A 23211-nucleotide genomic window follows, 5' to 3' on the forward strand; every position below is an offset into this window, starting at 1 on the left:
ACTCTCTCCCATCCACTTTATTTCATTTTTTTAATCGAAGGAAGGTACCTAAAAATAGGTACCCTCCTCAACCTTTATTACATTTGTAGTAATTTTTTCAATAATGGAAGTAAGTCATCTTTTGATACTTCTAACATTTCACCTGTTTTTCTATCTTTAACTTCTACGATACCTTCAGATGCTTTTTTACCAATTGTAATTCTAACTGGCAACCCAATTAAATCAGAGTCTTTAAATTTCACCCCAGGACGCTCGTTGCGATCATCATGAAGAACTTCATATCCATTTTGTTTTAAAGAATCGTACAGGTCATTTGATAATTGCACTTGTACATCATCTTTCACATTAACAGAAATTAAATGAATATGATAAGGTGCTAAATCTACAGGCCAAACTAACCCATTATCATCGTTACATTGCTCAGCTACTGCTGTAAGTGTTCGTGAAATACCAATACCATAACAACCCATAATATAACTTTGAGCTCGTCCATTTTCATCTAGGAATTTCGCATCCATAGAGTCACTATATTTAGTTCCCAGTTTGAAAATATGACCTACTTCAATTCCGCGTGCAAATCGGATTGTACCTTGTCCGTCTGGTGAAGGATCTCCTTCTTGAATAAAGCGGAAATCTGCATAACTTTCTACTGAAAAATCTCTATTAGGAACTACGTTAATATAGTGATAGTTATTTTCGTTAGCACCACATGTAGCGTTAATCATTGCTTGTACAGCATTGTCTGCATATACTTTTATTGTTTCAGGTAAACCCACTGGACCAATGGAGCCAAAAGAGCATCCCAGTAGTTCCTCTACTTCGGATTCGTCCGCAAACTCAACCAAACTCGCATTTAAAACATTTTTTACTTTAATATCATTTACTTCATGATCACCACGAACTAAGACCATGACAAATTCATCATCCACTTTAAGGACAAGTGATTTTATACATTCTCTAGGTGATACATTTAAGAAACTAGAAACTTGTTCAATTGTTTTCTGGTTTATCGTTTCTACTTTTTCTAACGGTTTTTCTTCTACAGATGGTTTGTCATCGTTACATACCACTTCTGCCATTTCTATGTTTGCTGCATAATCAGATGCATCAGAATACGCAATCGTATCTTCACCAATATCGGAAAGGACCATAAATTCTTGTGAATCTTTTCCTCCTATTGCTCCTGAATCTGCAAGTACTGCTCTAAAATCAAGACCACATCTAGTAAAAATATTCTTATATGCAGTATACATTTTATCATACACTTCATCGAGACTTTCCTTTGAAGTATGGAAAGAGTATGCATCCTTCATGATAAATTCACGGCCGCGTAAAAGACCAAATCGTGGACGTTGTTCATCTCTAAACTTTGTTTGTATTTGATAAATATTTAAAGGCAACCGTTTATAGGATTGAACGACATCTTTTATGATAGATGTGATAACTTCCTCATGTGTTGGTCCAAGTGCAAATTCCCGACCGTGACGATCTTTCATGCGCATTAATTCTGGTCCATATGAGTACCATCGTTCAGATTCTTGCCATAGTTCAGCAGGTTGTAATGATGGCATCAGCACTTCAGCTGCACCAGCATTTTCCATTTCTTCTCGTACAATTTTTTCTACTTTATCTAACGTTCTTTTTGCAAGTGGTAAGTATGTATAAATACCACTTGCAATTTGTTTAATAAAACCTGCTCTTAGGAGGAGCTGATGGCTTTTAATTTCTGCATCAGCAGGTACCTCTCTAAGCGTAGGAATAAGTGTCATACTTTGTCTCATACCTTGCACCTCATTACAAAATCAATTTATAAAGAATCGTTGAATGTCATTCCACGTCACTACTATCATTAATAACATTAATAGTGCAAATCCAATAAAGTGAACCAACCCTTCTTTTTGGCGGTCAATCGGTTTTCCTCTAAGAGCTTCTACACCAAAGAATAATAGACGACCACCATCCAACGCTGGGATTGGCAATAGATTCATAATTCCAAGATTAATACTTAGTAATGCTGTCCATCTCATTAAATTAATAATTCCTGCTTTCGCTACTTCCTCCGTTGAAACATAAATACCTACAGGACCTGATAACATATCAATGGAAAATTGCCCTGTGACTAACTTCCCAAGTAGTCGTATAATTTCAATTGTCCAGTGGTATGTTTCTTGAAAACCATAGATAGCCAATTTACCGAATGATTTATCTAAGTTTGCTTGGACGCCTATTTGTCCAAATTCCATTTCTTCCTGAACAATTCTATTCGGTGTAACTGGAATTTCATGCGTTTGTCCATTACGATCAATTGTAAAAATTAATTCCTCATTAGGATGTTCTCTCACAATTTTAGTCATATCAGCAAAGCTTGATACTTCAGAACCGTCAATACTTAAAACAATATCATTTTCCTGAAGTCCCGCTTCTTGTGCTGCTCCTTCAGGCAATATCTTACCTAGTACCGGGTCTTCCACAGGAACTCCTTGTATAATACCAATAATAGTAAATACAAATAGTGCTAATATAAAATTAAACAGTGGTCCAGCAAATATCGTCATTGCTCTTTGACTTAATTTTTTGGAAGCAAATTGACGATCCCAAGGAGCAATTTGAGTTTCAATTTGATTATCAACTATTATTGCTTCACGTGAGAGATAAAAAGTTTTTAATGTTCCTTCCTCTTCATCTTCACTATCTTCATAACCGCGAATAAATAATTGATGCTCTAATTCAGCTTTTTCAACTTCTATTGTTCGAGCATTAGGAAAACGATCTTTTCCCGTAATGACAATTTTTGATACTTTTTCATTATCATCAAATAAAAGTGCGACTCTTTGACCGGGCTTTATATCAACCATTTCTGGGTCTTCTCCAGCCATTCGTACAAAGCCACCAATTGGAAGAAGTCTTATCGTATAGGTTGTTTCCTTTTTCTTGCTAGAAAAGATCTTAGGACCAAATCCAATTGCAAATTCTCTAACAAGAATTCCCGACCGTTTTGCAAAAATAAAATGGCCAAGTTCGTGGAAAAACACGAGAGCACCGAAAATGACAATAAAGGATATCACTGTATTCATTTCAGATTACCACCTTTATTTACAGAGTGAGTGAATAAAATTTCTCGTTTCTACATCAACATCTTGAATAGTTGATAGATCCGGATTATCGATATTGTTATGGCGGCCGAGTGCTTGTTCAATCATATCTTCAATTGCAAGGAATGAAATTCTTCCTTCTAAAAAGGCATTTACAGCAACTTCGTTGGCCGCATTTAAAACTGTCGGCAGTGTCCCTCCAGCTTTTCCAGCATCATATGCAAATTGTAAACATCTATAGCGATTAAAGTCCATCTCTTCAAAATGCAGTTTTCCCACTTCCGCTAAGTTCAATCTACTACTTGATTGCAACGGTAACCGTTCAGGGTAGGTAAGTGCATATTGGATAGGAACTCTCATATCTGGCGTCCCTAATTGGGCAATTACACTGCTATCTACATATTCTACCATAGAATGGATAATACTTTCTCGATGTAATAAGACATCAATTTTTTCATATGGTAAATCAAATAACCAATGTGCCTCAATTACCTCTAGGCCTTTATTCATCATTGTAGCAGAGTCAATTGTAATTTTGGAACCCATTGTCCAATTGGGATGACTAAGTGCCTGCTCAACTGTTACAGAAGCTAATTGTTCTCGGTTTAAATCACGAAAACTTCCTCCTGAAGCAGTAATTATTAACCGTTCAACATCTTGAAGTTTTTCTCCTTGTATGCATTGAAAGATAGCAGAATGCTCACTATCCACTGGTAGTATTGGTACTTTACACTCTCGGGCAAGATTCATAACAATATGTCCTGCTGTTACAAGTGTTTCCTTATTAGCAATTGCGATAGTCTTTTTTTCCTTAATAGCAGCTAATGTTGGTGCAAGTCCAATGCTTCCCATTACTGCATTGAGGAGTATATCAGCCTTTTCATAAACAGCAACTTCTAGCAAACCTGAAGTACCGGAACAGAAATCAATTCCTGGAAACTCTGCTTTTAAAACATCCATATCACTTTTTTCTTGTACGGATACTAATTGTGGGTTAAACTCCTTTATTATTTTTCTAACGAGGTTAATATTCTTTCCTGCAGAAATGGCAACTAATGAAAACTTGTCATGATTGTTTCTAATAATATCTAATGCTTGTGTGCCAATCGAACCTGTAGCCCCAAGCAAACTTATACTCTTCATCATTTTTTCTCCTTGCTTTACAAATCATTAAAACACATGGAAAAAGCTTAAAAGCGGTAATACAAATAACCAGCTATCACAACGGTCAAGAATACCACCATGGCCAGGGAAAATATTCCCTGAATCTTTCACACCATAATGTCGTTTCAAAGCAGATTCTACTAAGTCACCTAATTGACCGAATATCGATAATACTACTGTTATAAGCATTAAATTAATAAATGGAATATCTAAATCTGTAAAGATAATAAATAGTATAGCTACAATTAAAGCTGATATAATTCCTCCAACAAATCCTTCTACTGTTTTGTTTGGACTAATTTCTGGCCACAACTTCTTCCTTCCAAACTTTCTTCCTACAAAATATGCACCTGAATCTGTAACCCAGACTACAAATAATGCATAAAGAAGATAGATTAGTCCAGCTTCTCGAGTATGTACTAAATAATAAAACCCTATGCCTACATAGAAAATGGAAATAAGTAAAAATCCGACATCAGCAAATGAAAATTTGTTTTTTACGACGACCGAATAAGATAGAAGAAGTAAAATACCAGCACTAATAAGTTCAAGTTTAATTTCAAGGTTTACAAAATCATTCGGAATTAGAAATATCCATAACATTAATAGCGCAATAAAACCTTTTATAGAAAATATGGATAGCTTTCTCATAGCGAATAATTCATATAAGCCAATGGTCGCCATTATGTAGGTTAAAATTAAAAATGGAATACCACCTATAATAACTAAGGGTAGAAAAATTGCAATTAATATTGCTGCAGTAATAATTCTTTGCTTCATTTTTTTGACTCCTCAACATGTAATGCTCCATACCTTCTAGATCGCTTTTGGTATGCATCAACTGCTGCGAGCAAATGACTTTCCGAAAAATCAGGCCATAATACATCCGTAAACCAAAGTTCGGTATAAGCAATTTGCCATAGCATAAAATTACTAATTCTTAATTCACCACTAGTTCTTATGAGCAAATCAGGATCTGGATGTGATTTTGTCATTAAATAATTTGCAATACACGTATCATCAATATTTTGGATATTTAAATCACCATTTTTAACATCTCTTGAAATACTTCTAACCGCTTCTACGATTTCCGCACGCCCACCATAATTAAGTGCAAAAATTAATTGAAGACCAGTATTTTGTGCAGTTTCTTCAATTGCTTTCCTTACTGCACGTTGTGTACTTTGTGGAAGATCATCTAAGTAACCAATGACACAAACTTTCACATTTTCTTTTATTAACTCTGGTAAGTATGTACCAAGAAATTTTTCTGGAAGACCTAATAGGTAGTCAACTTCATTTTTTGGTCGTTTCCAATTTTCAGTTGAAAAAGCATATAACGTTAAAGTTTTTACGTTTAACTTATTAGCAACCATTGTTATCTTTTTGACGGTTTTCATACCTTCATGGTGTCCAGCAATACGAGGTAATGCCCGTTTCTTCGCCCAACGACCGTTTCCATCCATAATAATAGCTATATGTTCAGGGATGGGAAGCTTTGTAATTTGATCATATGTTTCGTCATCAACCGTTACTGATGGCGTTTTTTTCCAAAACTTAATTTTTTCAAACATGAAAGGGTCCTCCATTAGAGTTACTTCCTAATGTATAATTAAACATATCGTAACATAATTTCTTCTCTTTCGCTCATACTCTTATATTTATGTACAAGTCATGTTAACTATTATAAAGAAAATATCTGTTTTTGAATAGTGATTATCCTTGTTGAAATTCAATAAAAAAACTCCCATCAAATAATGAAGGGAGCGATTTTTCCAATAAACTCACCGATGTCCTATTACTATTGCGCTATTACACGGCTAAAATTTCTTGTTCTTTTTCTTTTGTAAGTTGATCTATTTCTTTAATATGATCATCTGTTAATTTTTGAACGTCATCAGAATATGCTCTTAACTCATCTTCTGTGATGTCGCCATTCTTTTCTAATTTCTTCAAATCTTCATTTCCATCACGACGAACATTACGGATGGCAATCTTCGCTTCTTCTCCAGCTTTTTTCACTACTTTAACTAGCTCTTTTCTTCTTTCCTCTGTTAATTGAGGAATTGTAAGTCTAATTAATGATCCATCATTAGAAGGAGTTAATCCAAGATCAGATTTCAGAATTGCTTTTTCAATATCACCAAGTACGGATTTATCATATGGTTGAATAACAAGTAAACGTGCTTCAGGAACAGAAATAGACGCTATTTGATTTACTGGCGTAGGTGCACCATAGTAATCAATAGAAAGACGATCTAATAATGAAGCATTTGCTCTACCTGCTCTTATTCCTGCTAATTCACGAGTATAAGCTTGAATTGCTTTTTCCATTTTCCCTTTTGTTGCAGCTACTACTTGCTTTGGCATTATTTATTCCCCCTTACAATTGTTCCAATATTTTCTCCCATTACTGCCCTTTTAACATTACCCTCTTCTGTGAATGAAAAAACAATTAATGGTATATCATTATCCATACACAAAGAAGATGCTGTTGAATCCATAACACCTAATCCTTCTTTAAGTACATCTAAATAAGATAGTTGCTCATACTTCACGGCATTCTTATCTAGTTTAGGATCAGCATTATACACTCCATCTACATTGTTTTTCGCCATGAGAATTACTTCAGCCTCAATCTCTGCTGCTCTAAGAGCCGCTGTCGTATCAGTAGTAAAGTATGGATTACCAGTTCCGGCAGCGAAGATTACTACACGTTTTTTCTCTAGATGTCGGATTGCTCTTCTTCGAATATAAGGCTCTGCAACTTGACGCATATCAATTGATGTTTGAACTCGAGTTTCAATACCTAAATGTTCCAGACTATCCTGTAAAGCAAGTGAATTCATAACAGTAGCTAGCATTCCCATATAGTCTGCTGTTGCTCTGTCCATTCCCATCTCGCTTCCGACTTTTCCGCGCCAAATATTACCTGCACCTACAACAACTGCTACTTCAACATTTAACTCAACTACTTCTTTAATTTGACCAGCAATTGATTTAATAATATCTGGACTAATTCCAAATCCTTGTTGTCCTGCTAAAGCTTCACCGCTGAGTTTTAATACTACTCTTTTGTATTTTGGATTACCCATTTGATCCTCCAATATTGTTCTATGTAGTTAATTCTTGTAAAAATAGGGAACACATGGTGTCCCCTATTTGGTTTTATGCAATATGCTTACTTTTTAATTTGGCTCATTACTTCATCAGCGAAGTTCTCTTGGCGCTTTTCAATTCCTTCTCCAACTTCATAACGTGTAAATCCTACTACTTCAGCACCACTTGCTTCAACAAATTGGCGAACTTTTTGATCTGGATTTTTAACAAAAGGTTGGTCTAATAAGCAAATTTCTTCGAAGAATTTTCTTAGACGACCTTCAACCATTTTCGCAACAATATTTTCTGGTTTACCTTCATTTAATGCTTGTTGAGTTAAGATTTGACGCTCATGTTCTGTTTCTTCCTCTGATACTTGATCACGAGAAGCATATTTCGGGTTAATAGCAGCGATGTGCATTGCAACATCTTTTGCTATATTTTCATCTGTAGAGCCTTCAATTATTGTTAATACGGCGATACGACCACCCATATGTAAGTATTCGCCAAATGCACCATTATCAGATTTAGTTTTCACTTCAAAACGACGAAGTGTAAGTTTTTCACCGATTTTTGCAATAGCAGAATTAATAAATTCATTTACTGTTTGTCCATTTGTCATTGTTTGTTCTAATGCTTCTTCTACTGATGCTGGTTTGTTTGTAATCAAATGCTCAGCAATTTCAGAAACTAAGTTTTGGAAGTTTTCATTCTTAGCAACAAAATCAGTTTCAGCATTTACTTCTAAGATTACTGCATCATTACCTTTACTTAAAATGTGTGTAATACCTTCTGCAGCAACACGATCTGCTTTCTTAGCAGCGGAAGCAATACCTTTTTCACGTAGGAAATCAATTGCTTTTTCCATATCTCCATTTGTCTCTGTTAATGCTTTTTTACAATCCATCATGCCTGCGCCTGTTTTTTCACGCAACTCTTTAACCATTTGTGCTGTAATTGCCATTTGCTATGTCCTCCTTATGTTCACATCTAGTAAATGATTGTTAAAAAAAGGTGATAAGTGTAAATCACTCTTATCACCTTTTATCGAATTGATACAGATTTGCTTATGCGTTAGCTGTTTCAGCAGTTTCAGCTGCTTCTTCTGCTTCCTCTTCTTGTTTTACTTCCATTAATGCGTCAGCCATTTTAGCAGTTAATAATTTAACAGCTCTAATTGCATCGTCATTTGCTGGAATAACATAATCAATTTCATCTGGATCACAGTTAGTATCAACGATACCGACGATAGGAATATTTAATTTGCGAGCTTCAGCAACAGCAATTCTTTCTTTACGAGGGTCAATGATAAACATTGCATCTGGTAGACCCTTCATATCTTTAATACCACCTAAGAATTTAACAAGTTTGTCATGTTCTTTTTTCAACATAACTACTTCTTTCTTAGGAAGTACGTCGAATGTGCCGTCTTCTTCCATTTTTTCTATTGCTTTTAAACGATCAATACGTTTTTGAATAGTTTCAAAGTTAGTTAAAGTACCACCTAACCAACGATGGTTAACATAGTAATGACCTGCACGCTCAGCTTCTTCTTTAACAGAATCTTGAGCTTGTTTTTTTGTACCTACGAAAAGAACTTTTCCGTTGTTTTCTCCAAGTTCTCTCATAAAGTTATAAGCTTCTTCAACCTTTTTAACTGTTTTTTGAAGGTCGATGATGTAAATACCGTTACGCTCCGTGAAAATATATTTTTTCATTTTTGGATTCCAACGGCGTGTTTGGTGTCCGAAATGTACACCAGCTTCAAGCAATTGCTTCATTGAAATTACTGACATAGTGTTTTATCCTCCTTGGTTTTTATCCTCCGCTCCGCTCATATTTTGTACAAACTGTAATTAAACAGCACCTTGCACGAAAATCACGAAACGTGTGTAATTAACACCATCATTGAATATAGCATAAATCCAAACCTCTATCAAGTATTACTTCATATTTCGTCGAAATTTCAGTAATAACTCAATTTCTGTCTTTCCTTTACCAGTTATTTTGGCAATTTCTTCCGCATTATAACCAGCCTCATGTAATGTGATGATTCTTTGTTCTGTTGATTCTTCTGGTTGTTCATCGATTTTTTCTTCAGTATCTTTCGGATCAATCACATTTTCAGTGTTTTTTTCTTTATTCTGATACTTTTGCGTTGCGAGCATTCGGGAATAAACTTCATTCGTAATAGCTTGCTCTTTATTAGACTGTGATGTAACGTCTGAATATGTAAAATTATTGGATTGTGGATTAGATTCCGCTTCTGTTGTAATTTTATTAATTTTTTCTTGCATGTTATTTAATTTTGTCACAAACTGTTCATTTTCTTCTTTTAACTCTACTAAAAATGCAGCAAGCAATTCTTCGGATTCCTCTTGTATCTTCTTCAATTTTTTCTCTGCCTCTATAAAACGATTTTGCCTTAAGTATAGAAGGATAATCGCTAATATAATAAAGACTATTATCAAGTATAAAAAAAATATTAGTATAGGCATTTATATTTTCCCTACCCACTATAATCAATTGATTTTCCTTTATAAGGATGGATTGGTTCTTGCATTTTCTGCTGTTGTTTCTTATTTTGATTCTGTTTTCCTTCGTACTGACTTGAAGGCTGATCATCATCCGTATGTTGCCAGAGCTTATGCCCTTTTTCCATTTCGACAACAGATTGGCGATTTTGTGTATCCTTCCATTTCATATCATCGGTGGCATTATCGATTATTTGTTGCCCTCGTTGTTGTAATTGTTCTGATATTTTTGCGGAATCAACCGATCTTGGGAGTGCTATCTGCATCTCAATAGATTTTAGACTCACATTATTTCCTCCATTACTTTCTCTTAAGTAGAATCGCTCTTATTTTGACAAGTGCTTTTGAATGGATTTGTGAAATTCTTGATGTAGATAATTGCATGACTTCTCCAATTTCAGTTAATGTTAATTCTTCATTATAAAAGAGACTTAAGACTAACTGTTCTTTTTCATTTAATTCCTGTACAGCCTCAGCTAATTCTTGTAACCATTCACTCTTTATGATTTGTGCTTCTGGAGTGATGGTATTTTCATCCTTCAATACAAAGAAGTGGCTATCTTCATCTTGGTCATTACTCTGCTCATCAATTGATAATATATTTGCAAAGAAATCCTCATTTAATGTCTTACTTACTTCTTCTTCTGATAAACCAGTTTCCTCTGCAATTTCAGCAGGAGTAGGGTATCTCATTAACAATTGTTCTAACTTATTTGTAACTTCGTCAATTTTCTTCACTTTTTCACGCGTATTTCTAGGAAGCCAATCCTCTTTTCTAAGTCCATCCATAATAGCACCTTTTATTCGAAAAGAAGCATAGGTGTCAAATTTTATATCACGTGAGTAATCATATTTATGTAATGCGTCTAATAATCCAACCATTCCTAGACTTTTAATTTCTTCTCTACTGATATTGCGTGGAAGGCCAACTGATATGCGTTGTACATGAAATAACACCAATGGCATATATCTTTCTACCAAGAAATTCCCAGCATCAGCATCCCGTGAATGAACCCATCGTTCCCACTGTTTTTGCTCCTCTATCGGTGGTGAATTTGCCATTTAAATACCTCCTCCAGTGTAAAGCCCTTTTTGATCGAATGCTGTCTTAAATTTCTTTCGTTTCTTGATTCACTGTTTTTATTAGTAACATATTTGTTTCAGGATCAAATTCGATTGTTCTCCCACTATGTCCGCCAGTATCTTCTGCTACCAATTTTATCTTTAATGTTTGGAGCATCTCCTTGATCGCTTCTACATTTCGAGGGCCAATTCGCATTTGGTTACTCGTTGGGGTAAATTGAAACATCTGTGATCCACCTGCAATTTTGGCCTGTATACGATTTTGAGAAGCTCCTGCCAAGAGAAGCCCATCTAATAATGCTGTAATTGCTGTATCTGCAAACTTCGCTGGGTGAAACTGTTTATTTCTTGCTAAACTCGAATCTGGGAGCATTACATGTGCTAGACCAGCAACTTTCAATACATCATCATATAAAACAACTCCTACACAAGAACCAAGGCCAGAAGTTCTGACTTTAGTGGGGGCATGAACTATCTTCATGTCAGCAATACTGACTTTTTCAACCAAATTAATCATATTTCTACACCTAAGGAACGAAAGATATGATCAAATGAATCTGGATCAGGAAGCAGGAAAAAATGCCCTTTTACCGTGTTACTCACTTCTTTTATTTCTTCTCTTAATGCTGTATCAATGACAATGGCATAATCCTGCGTTTGAGATAATTCAATTATTCCAGAACTAATGATTGCACCTGCCATATCTACATTTAATGAAGGAATGGATGGCATAAGGTTTAAGCTTGTAAAGTCAGATAGTGCTGTTAAATAAGATCCAGCAAGTATATTACCTAACTCCTGCATAGAAGAAAGACCTATTTCTGAATATGGTGGATTCTCAAAAGAAAATGCAGTATCACCTGTTAATGTTTGAACATATTTTGTAGCTTGTTCTAATGGCAATACGACAAACATACTTCCAGATATATCACCTTCTACCCTTAAGAAGACAGCTGTTACAATATTTTCATATCCCCCAGCTAATTCAATCATTTCATCAAATGTAACAATCTTAACTGTTGGAACTTTCATATCAATAGGTTTCCCAATTAAATTTGAGAGTGCAGTAGCTGCATTTCCAGCACCTATATTACCTATTTCTTTCAAAACATCGATATGAAATTCTGTAATATTTGATTTATTATCCATTCGCAATGTTCCTTGTTTCTAATGGAGTTATTATTTTATCCATATCCATGATAATTAAAAGACGCTTTTCTATATTAGCAACACCATTAATATACTCGGATAAAGATTGTTCAACTGTATCTGGACATGGTCCTATTAAACTTGTAGGAATATCTAACACATCATTCGCCTTATCTACCATTAATCCGATTGTTATAGTATCCTTAGATACAATAATAATACGAGTATTATTATCCTCTACTACATTTCCAAGATGAAATTGATTTTTTAAATCAATAATTGGAACTATCATTCCTCGTAAATTGACTACTCCTTTTACATAGGATGGTACATTGGGGACTCTAGTAATTGGTAGCATTTTCTCAATAGCAATCACGTAGTCCACATCGATGGCATACTCTCTTTGTTCAAGATTAAATACAACAACTTTACGTTCAGAATTTTCTAATTCAGTGCTCATTTGTCCCATTCCTTATTCATTATTTAATAAGTGCATTGCTATCAATAATTAGTGCTACCGAACCATCCCCAAGTATAGTTGCACCAGATATAGCAAACACATCTGTTAAGTAGTTTCCAAGCGACTTAAGAACAATTTCTTGTTGACCTATGAAAGAGTCTACTACTAGAGCTGTCATTTTTTCTCCCTTACGAACGTAAACGATCGAATAAAATTCATCTTCTCTATCAGTTTCTATATTAAAAATAGAAGTTAGATATACAAGGGGTACTAATTTACCTCTTAAGTCAACTACATGTTGATTATGCGCAGTTAAAATATCAGTTTTCTTAATAATTGCAGTTTCCATTATAGATGATAATGGGATTGCGTATTTTTCGTGACCAACTTCTACTAGCATTGCAGAAATAATAGATAGAGTTAATGGCAATTGTATAGAGAATCTTGTTCCTTTACCAATGGCTGATTCAATAGAGATAGAACCACCAATTGAATTAATTGTTGACTTAACAACGTCGAGCCCAACTCCTCTACCAGATACATCTGAAATTACTTCAGCAGTCGAGAATCCAGGTTCCATTATTAATGCAAAAGCCTCAGTATCACTTAAATTTGCGCCTTCACTTTGAGAAATTATACCTTTTTCAATTGCCTTATTAATTATTTTACTCCGGTTAATTCCTGCTCCATCATCTTCGATGTCAATGAATACATGATTTCCACTATGGTAAGCTTGTAATACTACTCTTCCAACCTTAGATTTACCATTTATCTCTCGATCAGAAGGATTTTCAATACCATGATCGATCGCATTTCTTAATAAATGGACAATAGGATCCCCAATCTCATCAATTACTGTGCGATCAAGTTCGGTGTCTGCGCCTAAAATCTCAAGATCAATTTCTTTACCTAATTCTCTAGAGAGTTTCCGAACCATTCGTGGAAAGCGATTAAATACAGTTTCAATTGGTACCATGCGCATATTTAAAATAATATTTTGTAAGTCACCAGAAACTCTCGTCATACGCTCTATTGTTTCTGCAAGTTCATTATTTTGAATATCTTTGGATATTTGTTCTAGTCTTCCACGGTCAATAATAAGCTCTTCAAACAAATTCATTAAAGTATCCAGACGTTCAATATTTACTCGAATCGTTTTATTTTTATCTTTTTGTTTCGGTTTGTTTTGATCATGTTCTTCTTTATAATCTTTACTAGTATTTGTTCCTTCAGTTCTAGTAGTTTCTTTGTTAATAGTTTCACTTTCTTCAGATAATTGGTCATTTACAAATAAAGTTTCCACAGCTTCAATTTCTGAAATATTCTCAATCTGTTCTTGTATCTCTTCAATTGGTTCTTTCGTAATAATTGTTACTAAAAGTTGATTGTCAAATTGCTCCTCTTGTAATAATTCTACAGTCGGTGTTGTTTTTATTACTTCGCCTACATTTTCTAACACTTCAAATATCATATAAACACGAACAGCTTTAAGTGCACAATCTGAGCGTAAAGTTATCTTTAATTCATAAGCTTCAAATCCTTGCTGATGTGATTGCTCAAGCAGTTCGAGTTCATATTGATTGTATTGTTGATTTAGTTTTTGAGTCGTAGCTAATGTAGCTGCTATTTCCTGCTCTGCTTCCAAGACATCAATACTTACACCTTTTTCAATTGCTTCTAATTTCTGTATAACAATAGTGACATCATGTGTGCCATCTTGTCCGTCTTCAATTGACTCTACCATCACTTCTAAATCATCAACAGCTTGAAATATAACATCTAATATATGAGTAGAAACATTAATTTTCTCATTACGAATACCATCTAATACATTTTCCATTATGTGCGTTAAATTAGCTAAATCACTATATCCCATCGATGCTGCCATACCTTTTAACGTATGTGCAGCACGGAAAATATTATTGACGATAGTTAAATCATGAGGACTTTTTTCTAATTCTAAAAGATTTTCATTTAAACTCTGTAAATGTTCCTTACTCTCATCAATAAACACTTCTAAATATTGGTTCATGTCCATGAGCCCACGTCCTTTAATTCATGAATTTCTTAATCATTTTAGGAATTTCATCAAGTCTACAAACTATATCTACTAAGTTAGTTGCGATTGCAGCTTTCGGCATACCGAAAACAATACATGTTTCCTCTGATTCTGCAATTGCAATACACCTGTCGCTTTTTTCTTTTAACTTTATTAAACCAGCAGAACCATCTGCTCCCATTCCGGTTAAGATAACAGCAATTTTATCGTAGTTTTGAATCGTACTTAAGGATTCAAATAATACATTGACAGATGGTCGGTGTCCTGATACTGGTTCTGTTTCCGTTAAATGGGCAATAAGATTATTGGTCCTATCACTCTGAACGACAAAATGTTTACCTCCTTGAGCAATATAAGCTGTTCCACATTTGAGTATTTCACCGTGCTCAGCTTCTTTTACATGTATAGCACATATTGAGTTCAGCCTATTTGCTAGAGACTTAGTGAAACCTTGTGGCATATGTTGCACAATGACGATAGGTGCATTTATTTCCTTTGGCATCTTGGATAATATTTCTTGTAATGCACGTGGACCACCTGTTGATGTACCAATGCAAATTATTTTATTATTCGAATTTTTATTGTGTTTCACCATACATTACTTACCTTTCTCCAAGAAAAAACGACGTAATTTCCCTATGAAACTATCCTTTTTTACAGGTAATATTTCATGATCTTTATTTAAATATAGTGAGATTAGTTTTTTTAGTTTTAGTGAAATAACTGCATTTGGATACTTTCTTGTAAACGGAGACTGATCAATAACAGCCTTCCTAACATGTGGATCCTCTAATAAAACACCAAGAGTATTTACTTGTTTTTGTAGAAATACCAACGCAGTTTTCTCTAATCTTTTTAATGTATTTGTTCCTTGTTGTTCACTATCTGCACGATTACAAATAAGATGAAATGTACCTTTAGCATCTTCCAAACAAAGATATTTCATCATGGAATAGGCATCTGTCATTGCAGTTGGTTCAGGTGTAGACAGAACAAATATATCGTCCACAGACTTTAGTATTTCCATTGCTGCGGAATTCGCCCCTGCTGCCATATCAAAGATAATAAAATCATAATTCATCTGTAATTTCTCTAATCCACGTAATAATTTCTCGAGTAGAGTACCATCAATTTCTACAATATTATTTAATCCATTACCTGCAGAAATATAAGATACACCTTCATCCGTTGTGAAAATAATATCATCTATCAGCATATCCGTATTTAAGTAATCCGAAAGACTTGCTGTCGCAATCCCTCCGAGAATAATATTGATATTACCCATCCCAATATCTAAATCGAATAATAAGACTCGATATCCCTTTTGCTGTAAAATCATCGCTGTATTAATAGATATATTGGACTTGCCGACGCCGCCCTTACCACTGACAACAGCGATTGTCTTAGCAACTTTTTTTTCTGGATTTTGTATCCTCATACGTAGTTTCTCAGCTTGATCCCTCATACTTGTTCATCCCTAAGTATGTATTTAGTAATAACTTTAGGTGTAGCAGGATTTATATCGTCTGGAACATCTTGTCCTGCAGTTATGTATGCAGCACCTATCTTATACTTCATAATGATGTTGTACATCATACCAAACGAATTAGTCTCATCAGCTTTTGTAAAAATAAATTGTTGTATATTTAGTGGAATAAAGTTATCAATAATTGGATAAACATCTTCCTCTTTCATTGATAAGGCTAAAACTAAATAGGTAGTAACGTCCACATTTTTCCCGAGTATTCCCCTTAAATCATCAATATATTTTTTTTCTCTATAATTTCGCCCAGCTGTATCAATGAATATATAATCGTAATCTGCAAATTGTACAACAGCTTTTTGAAAATCCTCTTTTTCATATACTACTTCAATTGGGATTTGTAATAATTCCGCATAAGTTTTTATTTGTTCAATGGCCGCAATTCTGTATGTATCTGTTGTTATAAATGCAACCTTTTTCTTATAATCTAATACTGCTTCAGCAGCAAGTTTTGCAATAGTAGTAGTCTTCCCAACCCCTGTAGGTCCAACAAAATGAATAATTTTATTCGCATTCGCTATCGGTTCAAATGAGTATTTCCCTAGTTCTGTTTCGATTATTTGGGAACAAATCTCATCCAATATATCCTCTTGTGAAGCATTTGTAGATTGTTGCCATTTTTCAAATAAGTTATCAGCAATTTCAACTAAATAACTTTCATGAACACCTGCAGACTTCAATACTTGAATTTTATTTTGGATTACATCCGGATATTTACTCCATGTATGATCCAAATGGTAAAGCTTCATTTCTTCTCTTAGTTTTGCTAGCTCATCCAATATATCTTCATTTACTTTACTAGTGTCATTATCCACGAGCTTGTCTGTTTGACTTAAATTTATAACATTCGCATTTTTATAAGACTTAGGTGATGGCTTTATCGTATGTTCGTCCAGAACTGCTATTACTTCAAAGTTCTTTTTTCGGAACATGCCAAGAAAGCCACCGTTATATATCTCTTTTGAGTGCAATATAACTGCATTTTCACCAAGCTCTCTTTTTACTTTTTGAACTGCTTCAGACATCGTTGGTGCAATTATTTTTTTTATGTTCATTCTATATTCACCATCCCGGTACTTTGCACTTCCACATTTGCATCCAATTCATTATAAGATAATACAGGTACTTGTGGAAAATAACGTTCCGTTAACTGTCTAACATACATTCTCACAGCCGGCGAGCATAATATGATTGGTGTTTGTTGCATCATTGATAATTGCTCAATCTGTGAAGCAGCTGCTTCCAAAATGGCTTGTGAATCATTCGGATCAAGTGACATGAAATTTCCGTGTTCAGTTTGTTGAATACTATCGGCAATTAATTTTTCCACCTTACCAGAAACAGTGATTACCTTCAAAGGACTATTATCTTCAGCATATTGATTTGTAATTTGCCTTGCGAGCGCTTGACGGCAATATTCGGCTAATAGATCTGTATCTGTAGTCATTCTCCCATAATCAGCAAGTGTTTCAAAAATCACTGGAAGATTTCGGATCGAAACAAATTCTTTCAATAATTTTGCAAGGACTTTTTGAACTTCCCCGACTGAAAGTGGATTCGGTGTCACTTCTTCCACCAAAATCGGATATGATTCTTGTAAATGATCAATTAACTGTTTCGTTTCTTGTCTTCCAAGCAATTCATACGCATTAACTTTGATAACTTCCGTAATATGTGTGGAAACAACAGATGGTGGATCTACAACTGTATAACCAAGTATTTCCGCCTGTTCTTTAACTTCCTCCGTAATCCATTTTGCTGGTAATCCAAATGATGGTTCAATTGTATCAATTCCTTCGATCATGTCCTCACCACCTGGACTCATTGCCAAATAATGATCTAACAATAGCTCACCTTTTGCCATCTCATTCCCTTTTATTTTTAAACGATATGCATTAGGCTCTAATTGAATATTATCTCTAATTCTTACTACGGGGATAACTATACCTAACTCTAATGCTAACTGCCGTCTAATCATCACGATTCTATCTAACAAGTCGCCACCTTGGTTAACATCAGCTAAAGGAATTAATCCATACCCAAATTCAAATTCAATTGCATCGATATTCAATAGGTTAACGACGTTTTCAGGACTTTTCATATCTTCTTGTTCGGCATCTTCTTCATTTTCTACAAATTGATCGTCTGGTTGTGTTGAAGCCTTCGATAATTGATAACCACCAAAAGCAAGAGCTGCTGCTATTGGTATTGTTATTACTAATCCAATTGGAGTAAAACCTAAAAGAAAAATTGTCACAGCAGCAATATAAAGCATCTTCGGATAGGCAAATAATTGCCCGAGAATGTCGGATCCAAGGTTACCATTAGATGCTGCACGGGTTACAACAATACCAGTTGCAGTAGAAATTAATAACGCTGGAATCTGACTTACAATTCCATCACCGACTGTAAGCTGCGAATATTTAACAGCTGCTTCCCCAAGTGGTAAGCCTTCCTGAGCCATCCCGATAATAATACCAAATAATAAATTTATTAGAACAATGATAATACCAGCGATAGCATCACCTTTAACAAACTTACTGGCCCCATCCATTGCTCCATAAAAGTCTGATTCACGGGATACTTTTTCTCTTCGTTCCCTTGCTTCATGCTCAGATATGACACCAGCATTTAGATCAGCATCTATACTCATTTGCTTGCCAGGCATTGCATCTAATGTAAATCTAGCGGCAACTTCCGAAACACGTTCAGAACCTTTTGTTATTACGATAAATTGAATAATAATTAGTATAAAAAATACAACAAGACCTACTAGAATGTTACCCCCAGTTACAAATGTACCAAAGGTTTCGACCACTCTTCCAGCATCACCTTCGGAAAGAATGGATCGAGTTGTAGAAACATTGAGACCTAATCGAAACAATGTTAATAACAATAGTAAGGAAGGGAATATTGAAAATTGAAGTGGTTCTTGCATATTCATAGAAGTTAGTAAAACAAGAAGTGCAAGAGACATATTCGCTATGATTAACAAACTTAATAACCATGGAGGAAAAGGAATAATCAACATGGCTACAATCAATATAACAGCTGCTAGTACAGAAATATCTCTAAGTTTCATAACGGTCTCTCCTAAAGAAGCAAATCTCTCTTTAAATTTTATTTTGAATTCGATAAACATAAGCTAGAATTTCGGCGACTGCTTTAAAGAATTCATCAGGTATTTTATCTCCAATTTCGAGTTGGTCATATAATGCCCTGGCTAACGGACGATTTTCTACCATCACTATCTTATGTTCCCCAGCAATAAGTTTAATTTTTTGCGCCATGAAATCTATACCTTTTGCAATGACAACTGGAGCATCACTTACATTTTCATCATATTGCAATGCAATAGCATAGTGTGTTGGATTCGTAATAATAACATCTGCTTTTGGAACTTCTTGCATCATTCTTGACATTGCCATTTCTCGTTGTTTTTGCTTAAACTTCGATTTAATCAATGGGTCTCCTTCGATATTCTTATACTCATCCTTAATATCTTGCTTTGACATTCTTAGATTTTTTTCAAAATCATAGCGTTGATAAAGATAATCAAATAGAGAGAGAAATAACAATGCTATCGATGCTGCTAGACCCATTTGCAATGTAAGCGAACCAACAGTTTTTAAAGCCGCCCCAACCGTTTTATGGGATAATGCAAGAACTTCATCGATTCTCAGCCATAAAACGATGAATGTAATGATTCCTACAAACCCTATTTTCAACATTGACTTTAATAGTTCTACAATTGCTCTAAGCGAGAATATTCTTTTAAAGCCTTTTATAGGGTCTAATTTCTCTAATTTTGGTTTTAGTGGTTCTGTTGTATTCATAAAGCCTACTTGCATTAAATTGGCTGCAACTCCAGCGACTAATGCTATGAGCATAATGGGACCCAATAGTAAAACGAGTTCTTTTAATAGATCAAGAAATATAAGCTGTAAGTTGTCCTCTGTTACACTCATTAGTAAATATTCATTAAAAGCGTGACGAAAAATATCCATGGAAATATTCCCCATAGACGATGCAAAGAAAGACAAAAATAAAAAGACAGCTAATAAGCCTATGGCTGTGTTAACATCTTGACTTTTGGCTGTTTGTCCTTTTTTCTTTGCATCTTGTCTTTTTTTCGGAGTAGCTTTTTCTGTCTTCTCACCTGCGAAAAACTGGAGATCAAGATTAAGTTTTAGTAAGCTCATCCCGCTCCCCCCATTAATCCCATTACATTCCGCATCACTTTTAACATTGTTTCAAACAAATATTGAACTGTCCCAAACATAACAGCCATCACGATAAACAATACAATGAAACTAACCGCAATTTTAATTGGGAAGCCTACTACAAATATATTTATTTGAGGAACTGTTCGGGCTATTATTCCTAAAGCAACATCTACTAGAAATAAAGAAGCAACAACAGGTATTGCCATTTGGAATGCAATCATAAACATCAAACTGAAAGATTTTACAATGTATTCTGCCATATTCGCGTCACCGAATGGTAAAAACACTTGCTCCAAAGGGATGAACTTATAACTATGAAAAACACCGTCTAAAATTAAGTGATGTCCATTCACAGCTAATAAAAAAAGTAATGCAAACATATATAAATACTGTCCAATTAACGGACTCTGTGTCCCCGTTTGTGGATCAATTACATTCGCAATGGCAAAACCCATTTGAAAATCAATAAAACCACCTGCTATTTGAATAGCTGAAAGCATTAGATAGGCAACAAAGCCAATTAACAATCCTACACAAGCTTCTTTTATGATTAATAAGAAGTAAACTCCTGTTATTTCAAAACCAGGAACGTCCAGTGTATAATAAATTAACAATGACAGAAAGGCAGCAAATCCTATTCGATATGTTGCAGGAAGTGTTCTATATGAAAACAACGGTAGTGTAACAAAAAATGCAGAAACTCTCATAAAAACTAAAATAAAAACCGAAAAGTTAGGTAGTAGAGCTTCCATGCATTCAACCTACAAACCGCGTTAAATTTTGCAAAATGTCCGTTGCATAGGAAAGGAATTTACTTAACATCCATGGCCCCATTACTACTAAGCCAACTAAAACGGCGACAATTTTCGGAATAAAGGCAAGTGTTTGTTCTTGAATTTGCGTCGTAGCTTGGAAAATACTGACCACTAAACCTACAACTAATGCAAGAATAAGAAGAGGCCCTGCTACTATTAAAATGGTATAAACCCCTTTTTCTGCTAATGCTATAACTTGCTGTGCGTTCATTTTTTGATCACTCCATTACTTCATACAAATTCATGATTACACTACCATTATCCAAAACTTTGTAATAATGATTGTACGACCAAATACCAACCATCCACTAATACAAATAATAATATCTTAAAGGGAAGGGAAATCATTACAGGAGGTAACATCATCATCCCCATCGACATTAAAATACTCGCAACCACCATATCGATTACTAAAAATGGTATAAAAATCATAAATCCAATTTGAAAGGCAGTTTTTAATTCACTTAATGCAAAAGCTGGAACAAGGGTTGTTAAGGGAATATCCTGGATTGTTTCTGGCCTTTCCGCATTTGAATATGATAAGAAAAGTTCTAAATCTTTTTGTCTCGTATGCTTACTCATGAAATCCTTAAAGGGAACTGCCGCTCGCTCATAAGCTTCCTCTAAATTTATTTCATCATTAAACAATGGAGTTAATGCATCTTCATTAACTTCACTTAATATAGGTGCCATGATAAAAAATGTTAGAAAAAGTGCAATCCCAACCAACACCTGATTTGGAGGCATTTGTTGTGTAGCTAGCGATGTTCGAACAAACGATAAAACAATAATGATTCTTGTAAAAGAAGTCATTAATATTAGGATGCTAGGAGCAAGTGATAAGACCGTTAATAAAAGAAATAACTTTACAGAAGTTGCGACAGTATCAGATGAACTGTTATTAAAAAACTCCATAAACTCATTCATCTTGTTTAGACTCCTTCTTCTCCATCCTATTTAACGCATCTCGACGTTCTTTTTTTATTTCATCTAGTTTTCCTTTTAAATGCATATTAAAAGATGTCGTGCTTTTATTTTCAGATGAGCTTTTTATAAACTTCATCCCATTTTTTAACACTTTTGAAAACATATCAACGGGTTGAAGACTTTTCTCTAATTGCTCATTATGTTGGAGCAAATATGCTTCATACTCTTCCTTATCGGTAATTTCTTTTAATAAGGTAATATCTTCTCCTACCCCCACAATGAACAACTGGTTACCAACCTTAACAATTTGAATTGACTTGTTACCACCTAGTGATGTTCCACCAATGTTTTGGATAAGGCGATTTTGTTGAAAAGATTGACTTCTTTTATTAATAAATCGCAGTAAAAAATAAAGGATTGCAATGACAAAAATTAACGCGAAAATCATCTGCAGTCCGTCAACAAAAGTGATACTAAGTTGGTCAGACTCTGTGTTAGCATCTGGTTGAGGGGATAAGTTTTCATCTTTTTCTTTTTCCTCATTTTTTTTCGAATAAAAATCTTCAACAGATTCATCAAGGGAATCCGCAGCAATATTAGCTACGAAATATCCCTCACTATAACTGATTAAAATGAAGAAAGTAAAAAATAATAATATCCTCTTTACTGTAGAAATCATTTCACATTATCCTAGTGTTTTCTTGATTGCTTCTATTACTCTATCTGCTTGGAATGGTTTTACAATAAAATCTTTTGCACCAGCCTGGATGGCATCAATAACCATTGCTTGCTGTCCCATCGCAGAACACATGATTATTTTTGCATTAGGATCAATTGCTTTAATCTCTTTTAATGCAGCTATACCATCCTTTTCTGGCATCGTAATATCCATTGTTACTAAGTCAGGCTTTAGCTCGTTATACTTTTCTACTGCTTGTACACCATCAACAGCTTCTCCAACAACATCAAAACCATTTTTCACTAATATATCTTTAATCATCATTCTCATAAATGCTGCATCATCAACAACTAAAATTCTGTTACTCATATTTTTCACAAA

At 34.6% G+C, this 23211-nt stretch carries 26 protein-coding genes; all 26 read right to left on the minus strand.

All coding sequences use genetic code 11. The features are described 5' to 3' along the window. Positions 1–77: 77 nt before the first annotated feature. The 26 genes from ACFPM4_RS03060 to ACFPM4_RS03185 all read right to left on the minus strand — a co-directional run bounded on the left by ACFPM4_RS03060 (position 78) and on the right by ACFPM4_RS03185 (position 23199). The gene (locus tag ACFPM4_RS03060) at positions 78–1781 is read right to left on the minus strand and encodes a proline--tRNA ligase (RefSeq protein WP_382347562.1); all 1704 of its coding nucleotides are present in this window, start codon (positions 1779–1781) and stop codon (positions 78–80) included. 21 nt (positions 1782–1802) lie between these two features. Further along, complete coding sequence (gene rseP / locus ACFPM4_RS03065) at positions 1803–3074, minus strand: RIP metalloprotease RseP (RefSeq protein ID WP_382347565.1); 1272 nt, start codon at positions 3072–3074, stop codon at positions 1803–1805. A 15-nt stretch (positions 3075–3089) separates the two neighbouring features. Then, entirely contained in the window at positions 3090–4235 is a 1146-nt protein-coding gene (gene dxr, locus ACFPM4_RS03070) for a 1-deoxy-D-xylulose-5-phosphate reductoisomerase (protein WP_382347568.1), read from the minus strand. 27 nt (positions 4236–4262) lie between these two features. Continuing rightward, positions 4263–5036: a phosphatidate cytidylyltransferase gene (locus tag ACFPM4_RS03075; protein ID WP_382347571.1), complete on the minus strand. Its 774-nt coding sequence runs from the start codon at positions 5034–5036 to the stop codon at positions 4263–4265. Next, positions 5033–5830 (minus strand): isoprenyl transferase, encoded by a 798-nt coding sequence (locus tag ACFPM4_RS03080; protein WP_382347574.1) that lies wholly within the window; start codon positions 5828–5830, stop codon positions 5033–5035. The genes ACFPM4_RS03075 and ACFPM4_RS03080 overlap by 4 nt, the downstream gene beginning before the upstream one ends. Positions 5831–6068: 238 nt before the next feature. Continuing rightward, positions 6069–6626: a ribosome recycling factor gene (gene frr / locus ACFPM4_RS03085; protein ID WP_144920067.1), complete on the minus strand. Its 558-nt coding sequence runs from the start codon at positions 6624–6626 to the stop codon at positions 6069–6071. Then, complete coding sequence (gene pyrH, locus ACFPM4_RS03090) at positions 6626–7351, minus strand: UMP kinase (RefSeq protein ID WP_144920069.1); 726 nt, start codon at positions 7349–7351, stop codon at positions 6626–6628. The genes frr and pyrH overlap by 1 nt, the downstream gene beginning before the upstream one ends. Positions 7352–7437: 86 nt before the next feature. Continuing rightward, positions 7438–8319: a translation elongation factor Ts gene (gene tsf / locus ACFPM4_RS03095; protein WP_382347578.1), complete on the minus strand. Its 882-nt coding sequence runs from the start codon at positions 8317–8319 to the stop codon at positions 7438–7440. Positions 8320–8422: 103 nt separating this feature from the next. Next, a complete protein-coding gene (gene rpsB, locus ACFPM4_RS03100) occupies positions 8423–9151 on the minus strand; it encodes a 30S ribosomal protein S2 (protein WP_144920073.1) in 729 nt (242 codons plus the stop codon). A gap of 147 nt (positions 9152–9298) precedes the next feature. Continuing rightward, the gene (locus ACFPM4_RS03105; RefSeq protein ID WP_382347582.1) at positions 9299–9826 is read right to left on the minus strand and encodes a hypothetical protein; all 528 of its coding nucleotides are present in this window, start codon (positions 9824–9826) and stop codon (positions 9299–9301) included. Positions 9827–9864: 38 nt separating this feature from the next. After that, the gene (locus tag ACFPM4_RS03110; RefSeq protein ID WP_382347585.1) at positions 9865–10176 is read right to left on the minus strand and encodes a hypothetical protein; all 312 of its coding nucleotides are present in this window, start codon (positions 10174–10176) and stop codon (positions 9865–9867) included. A gap of 13 nt (positions 10177–10189) precedes the next feature. Then, the gene (locus ACFPM4_RS03115) at positions 10190–10951 is read right to left on the minus strand and encodes a FliA/WhiG family RNA polymerase sigma factor (protein WP_382347588.1); all 762 of its coding nucleotides are present in this window, start codon (positions 10949–10951) and stop codon (positions 10190–10192) included. A 46-nt stretch (positions 10952–10997) separates the two neighbouring features. Next, positions 10998–11489, minus strand: coding sequence for a chemotaxis protein CheD (locus tag ACFPM4_RS03120; RefSeq protein ID WP_382347591.1), 492 nt, complete (start codon positions 11487–11489; stop codon positions 10998–11000). Further along, on the minus strand, positions 11486–12121 hold the full coding sequence (locus tag ACFPM4_RS03125; protein ID WP_144920083.1) for a chemotaxis protein CheC: 636 nt from the start codon (positions 12119–12121) through the stop codon (positions 11486–11488). The genes ACFPM4_RS03120 and ACFPM4_RS03125 overlap by 4 nt, the downstream gene beginning before the upstream one ends. After that, complete coding sequence (locus tag ACFPM4_RS03130) at positions 12114–12581, minus strand: chemotaxis protein CheW (RefSeq protein ID WP_382347595.1); 468 nt, start codon at positions 12579–12581, stop codon at positions 12114–12116. Before ACFPM4_RS03130 ends, ACFPM4_RS03125 begins: the two co-directional genes overlap by 8 nt. Before the next feature lie 19 nt (positions 12582–12600). Continuing rightward, the gene (locus ACFPM4_RS03135; protein WP_382347598.1) at positions 12601–14619 is read right to left on the minus strand and encodes a chemotaxis protein CheW; all 2019 of its coding nucleotides are present in this window, start codon (positions 14617–14619) and stop codon (positions 12601–12603) included. A gap of 13 nt (positions 14620–14632) precedes the next feature. Then, entirely contained in the window at positions 14633–15232 is a 600-nt protein-coding gene (locus tag ACFPM4_RS03140; RefSeq protein WP_382347601.1) for a CheB methylesterase domain-containing protein, read from the minus strand. 6 nt (positions 15233–15238) lie between these two features. After that, entirely contained in the window at positions 15239–16105 is an 867-nt protein-coding gene (locus ACFPM4_RS03145; RefSeq protein ID WP_382347604.1) for a P-loop NTPase, read from the minus strand. Further along, positions 16102–17238, minus strand: coding sequence for a flagellar biosynthesis protein FlhF (flhF, locus tag ACFPM4_RS03150; RefSeq protein ID WP_382347607.1), 1137 nt, complete (start codon positions 17236–17238; stop codon positions 16102–16104). The genes ACFPM4_RS03145 and flhF overlap by 4 nt, the downstream gene beginning before the upstream one ends. After that, entirely contained in the window at positions 17235–19265 is a 2031-nt protein-coding gene (flhA, locus tag ACFPM4_RS03155) for a flagellar biosynthesis protein FlhA (protein ID WP_382347610.1), read from the minus strand. The genes flhF and flhA overlap by 4 nt, the downstream gene beginning before the upstream one ends. Positions 19266–19296: 31 nt before the next feature. Next, on the minus strand, positions 19297–20385 hold the full coding sequence (gene flhB / locus ACFPM4_RS03160; RefSeq protein ID WP_382347613.1) for a flagellar biosynthesis protein FlhB: 1089 nt from the start codon (positions 20383–20385) through the stop codon (positions 19297–19299). Next, entirely contained in the window at positions 20382–21161 is a 780-nt protein-coding gene (gene fliR, locus ACFPM4_RS03165) for a flagellar biosynthetic protein FliR (protein WP_382347616.1), read from the minus strand. The genes flhB and fliR overlap by 4 nt, the downstream gene beginning before the upstream one ends. A 4-nt stretch (positions 21162–21165) precedes the next feature. After that, complete coding sequence (gene fliQ / locus ACFPM4_RS03170) at positions 21166–21435, minus strand: flagellar biosynthesis protein FliQ (protein ID WP_144920101.1); 270 nt, start codon at positions 21433–21435, stop codon at positions 21166–21168. A gap of 47 nt (positions 21436–21482) precedes the next feature. Further along, a complete protein-coding gene (gene fliP, locus ACFPM4_RS03175) occupies positions 21483–22151 on the minus strand; it encodes a flagellar type III secretion system pore protein FliP (protein ID WP_144920104.1) in 669 nt (222 codons plus the stop codon). Then, the gene (fliO, locus tag ACFPM4_RS03180; protein WP_382347621.1) at positions 22144–22830 is read right to left on the minus strand and encodes a flagellar biosynthetic protein FliO; all 687 of its coding nucleotides are present in this window, start codon (positions 22828–22830) and stop codon (positions 22144–22146) included. Before fliO ends, fliP begins: the two co-directional genes overlap by 8 nt. A 6-nt stretch (positions 22831–22836) precedes the next feature. Continuing rightward, entirely contained in the window at positions 22837–23199 is a 363-nt protein-coding gene (locus tag ACFPM4_RS03185; protein WP_144920109.1) for a response regulator, read from the minus strand. Between the last annotated feature and the right edge of the window lie 12 nt (positions 23200–23211).

Source organism: Lederbergia graminis (genome assembly GCF_042655485.1).
Taxonomy (GTDB): Bacteria; Bacillota; Bacilli; order Bacillales; family Bacillaceae_C; genus Lederbergia; species Lederbergia graminis.

Coding starts and splice junctions, on each gene's coding strand:
- ACFPM4_RS03060 (WP_382347562.1), bottom strand. CDS start 1,781: ATGAGACAAAGTATGACACTTATTCCTACGCTTAGAGAGGTACCTGCT.
- rseP (WP_382347565.1), bottom strand. CDS start 3,074: ATGAATACAGTGATATCCTTTATTGTCATTTTCGGTGCTCTCGTGTTT.
- dxr (WP_382347568.1), bottom strand. CDS start 4,235: ATGAAGAGTATAAGTTTGCTTGGGGCTACAGGTTCGATTGGCACACAA.
- ACFPM4_RS03075 (WP_382347571.1), bottom strand. CDS start 5,036: ATGAAGCAAAGAATTATTACTGCAGCAATATTAATTGCAATTTTTCTA.
- ACFPM4_RS03080 (WP_382347574.1), bottom strand. CDS start 5,830: ATGTTTGAAAAAATTAAGTTTTGGAAAAAAACGCCATCAGTAACGGTT.
- frr (WP_144920067.1), bottom strand. CDS start 6,626: ATGCCAAAGCAAGTAGTAGCTGCAACAAAAGGGAAAATGGAAAAAGCA.
- pyrH (WP_144920069.1), bottom strand. CDS start 7,351: ATGGGTAATCCAAAATACAAAAGAGTAGTATTAAAACTCAGCGGTGAA.
- tsf (WP_382347578.1), bottom strand. CDS start 8,319: ATGGCAATTACAGCACAAATGGTTAAAGAGTTGCGTGAAAAAACAGGC.
- rpsB (WP_144920073.1), bottom strand. CDS start 9,151: ATGTCAGTAATTTCAATGAAGCAATTGCTTGAAGCTGGTGTACATTTC.
- ACFPM4_RS03115 (WP_382347588.1), bottom strand. CDS start 10,951: ATGGCAAATTCACCACCGATAGAGGAGCAAAAACAGTGGGAACGATGG.
- ACFPM4_RS03120 (WP_382347591.1), bottom strand. CDS start 11,489: ATGATTAATTTGGTTGAAAAAGTCAGTATTGCTGACATGAAGATAGTT.
- ACFPM4_RS03125 (WP_144920083.1), bottom strand. CDS start 12,121: ATGGATAATAAATCAAATATTACAGAATTTCATATCGATGTTTTGAAA.
- ACFPM4_RS03130 (WP_382347595.1), bottom strand. CDS start 12,581: ATGAGCACTGAATTAGAAAATTCTGAACGTAAAGTTGTTGTATTTAAT.
- ACFPM4_RS03135 (WP_382347598.1), bottom strand. CDS start 14,619: ATGGACATGAACCAATATTTAGAAGTGTTTATTGATGAGAGTAAGGAA.
- ACFPM4_RS03145 (WP_382347604.1), bottom strand. CDS start 16,105: ATGAGGGATCAAGCTGAGAAACTACGTATGAGGATACAAAATCCAGAA.
- flhF (WP_382347607.1), bottom strand. CDS start 17,238: ATGAACATAAAAAAAATAATTGCACCAACGATGTCTGAAGCAGTTCAA.
- flhA (WP_382347610.1), bottom strand. CDS start 19,265: ATGAAACTTAGAGATATTTCTGTACTAGCAGCTGTTATATTGATTGTA.
- flhB (WP_382347613.1), bottom strand. CDS start 20,385: ATGAGCTTACTAAAACTTAATCTTGATCTCCAGTTTTTCGCAGGTGAG.
- fliR (WP_382347616.1), bottom strand. CDS start 21,161: ATGGAAGCTCTACTACCTAACTTTTCGGTTTTTATTTTAGTTTTTATG.
- fliQ (WP_144920101.1), bottom strand. CDS start 21,435: ATGAACGCACAGCAAGTTATAGCATTAGCAGAAAAAGGGGTTTATACC.
- fliP (WP_144920104.1), bottom strand. CDS start 22,151: ATGAATGAGTTTATGGAGTTTTTTAATAACAGTTCATCTGATACTGTC.
- fliO (WP_382347621.1), bottom strand. CDS start 22,830: ATGATTTCTACAGTAAAGAGGATATTATTATTTTTTACTTTCTTCATT.
- ACFPM4_RS03185 (WP_144920109.1), bottom strand. CDS start 23,199: ATGAGTAACAGAATTTTAGTTGTTGATGATGCAGCATTTATGAGAATG.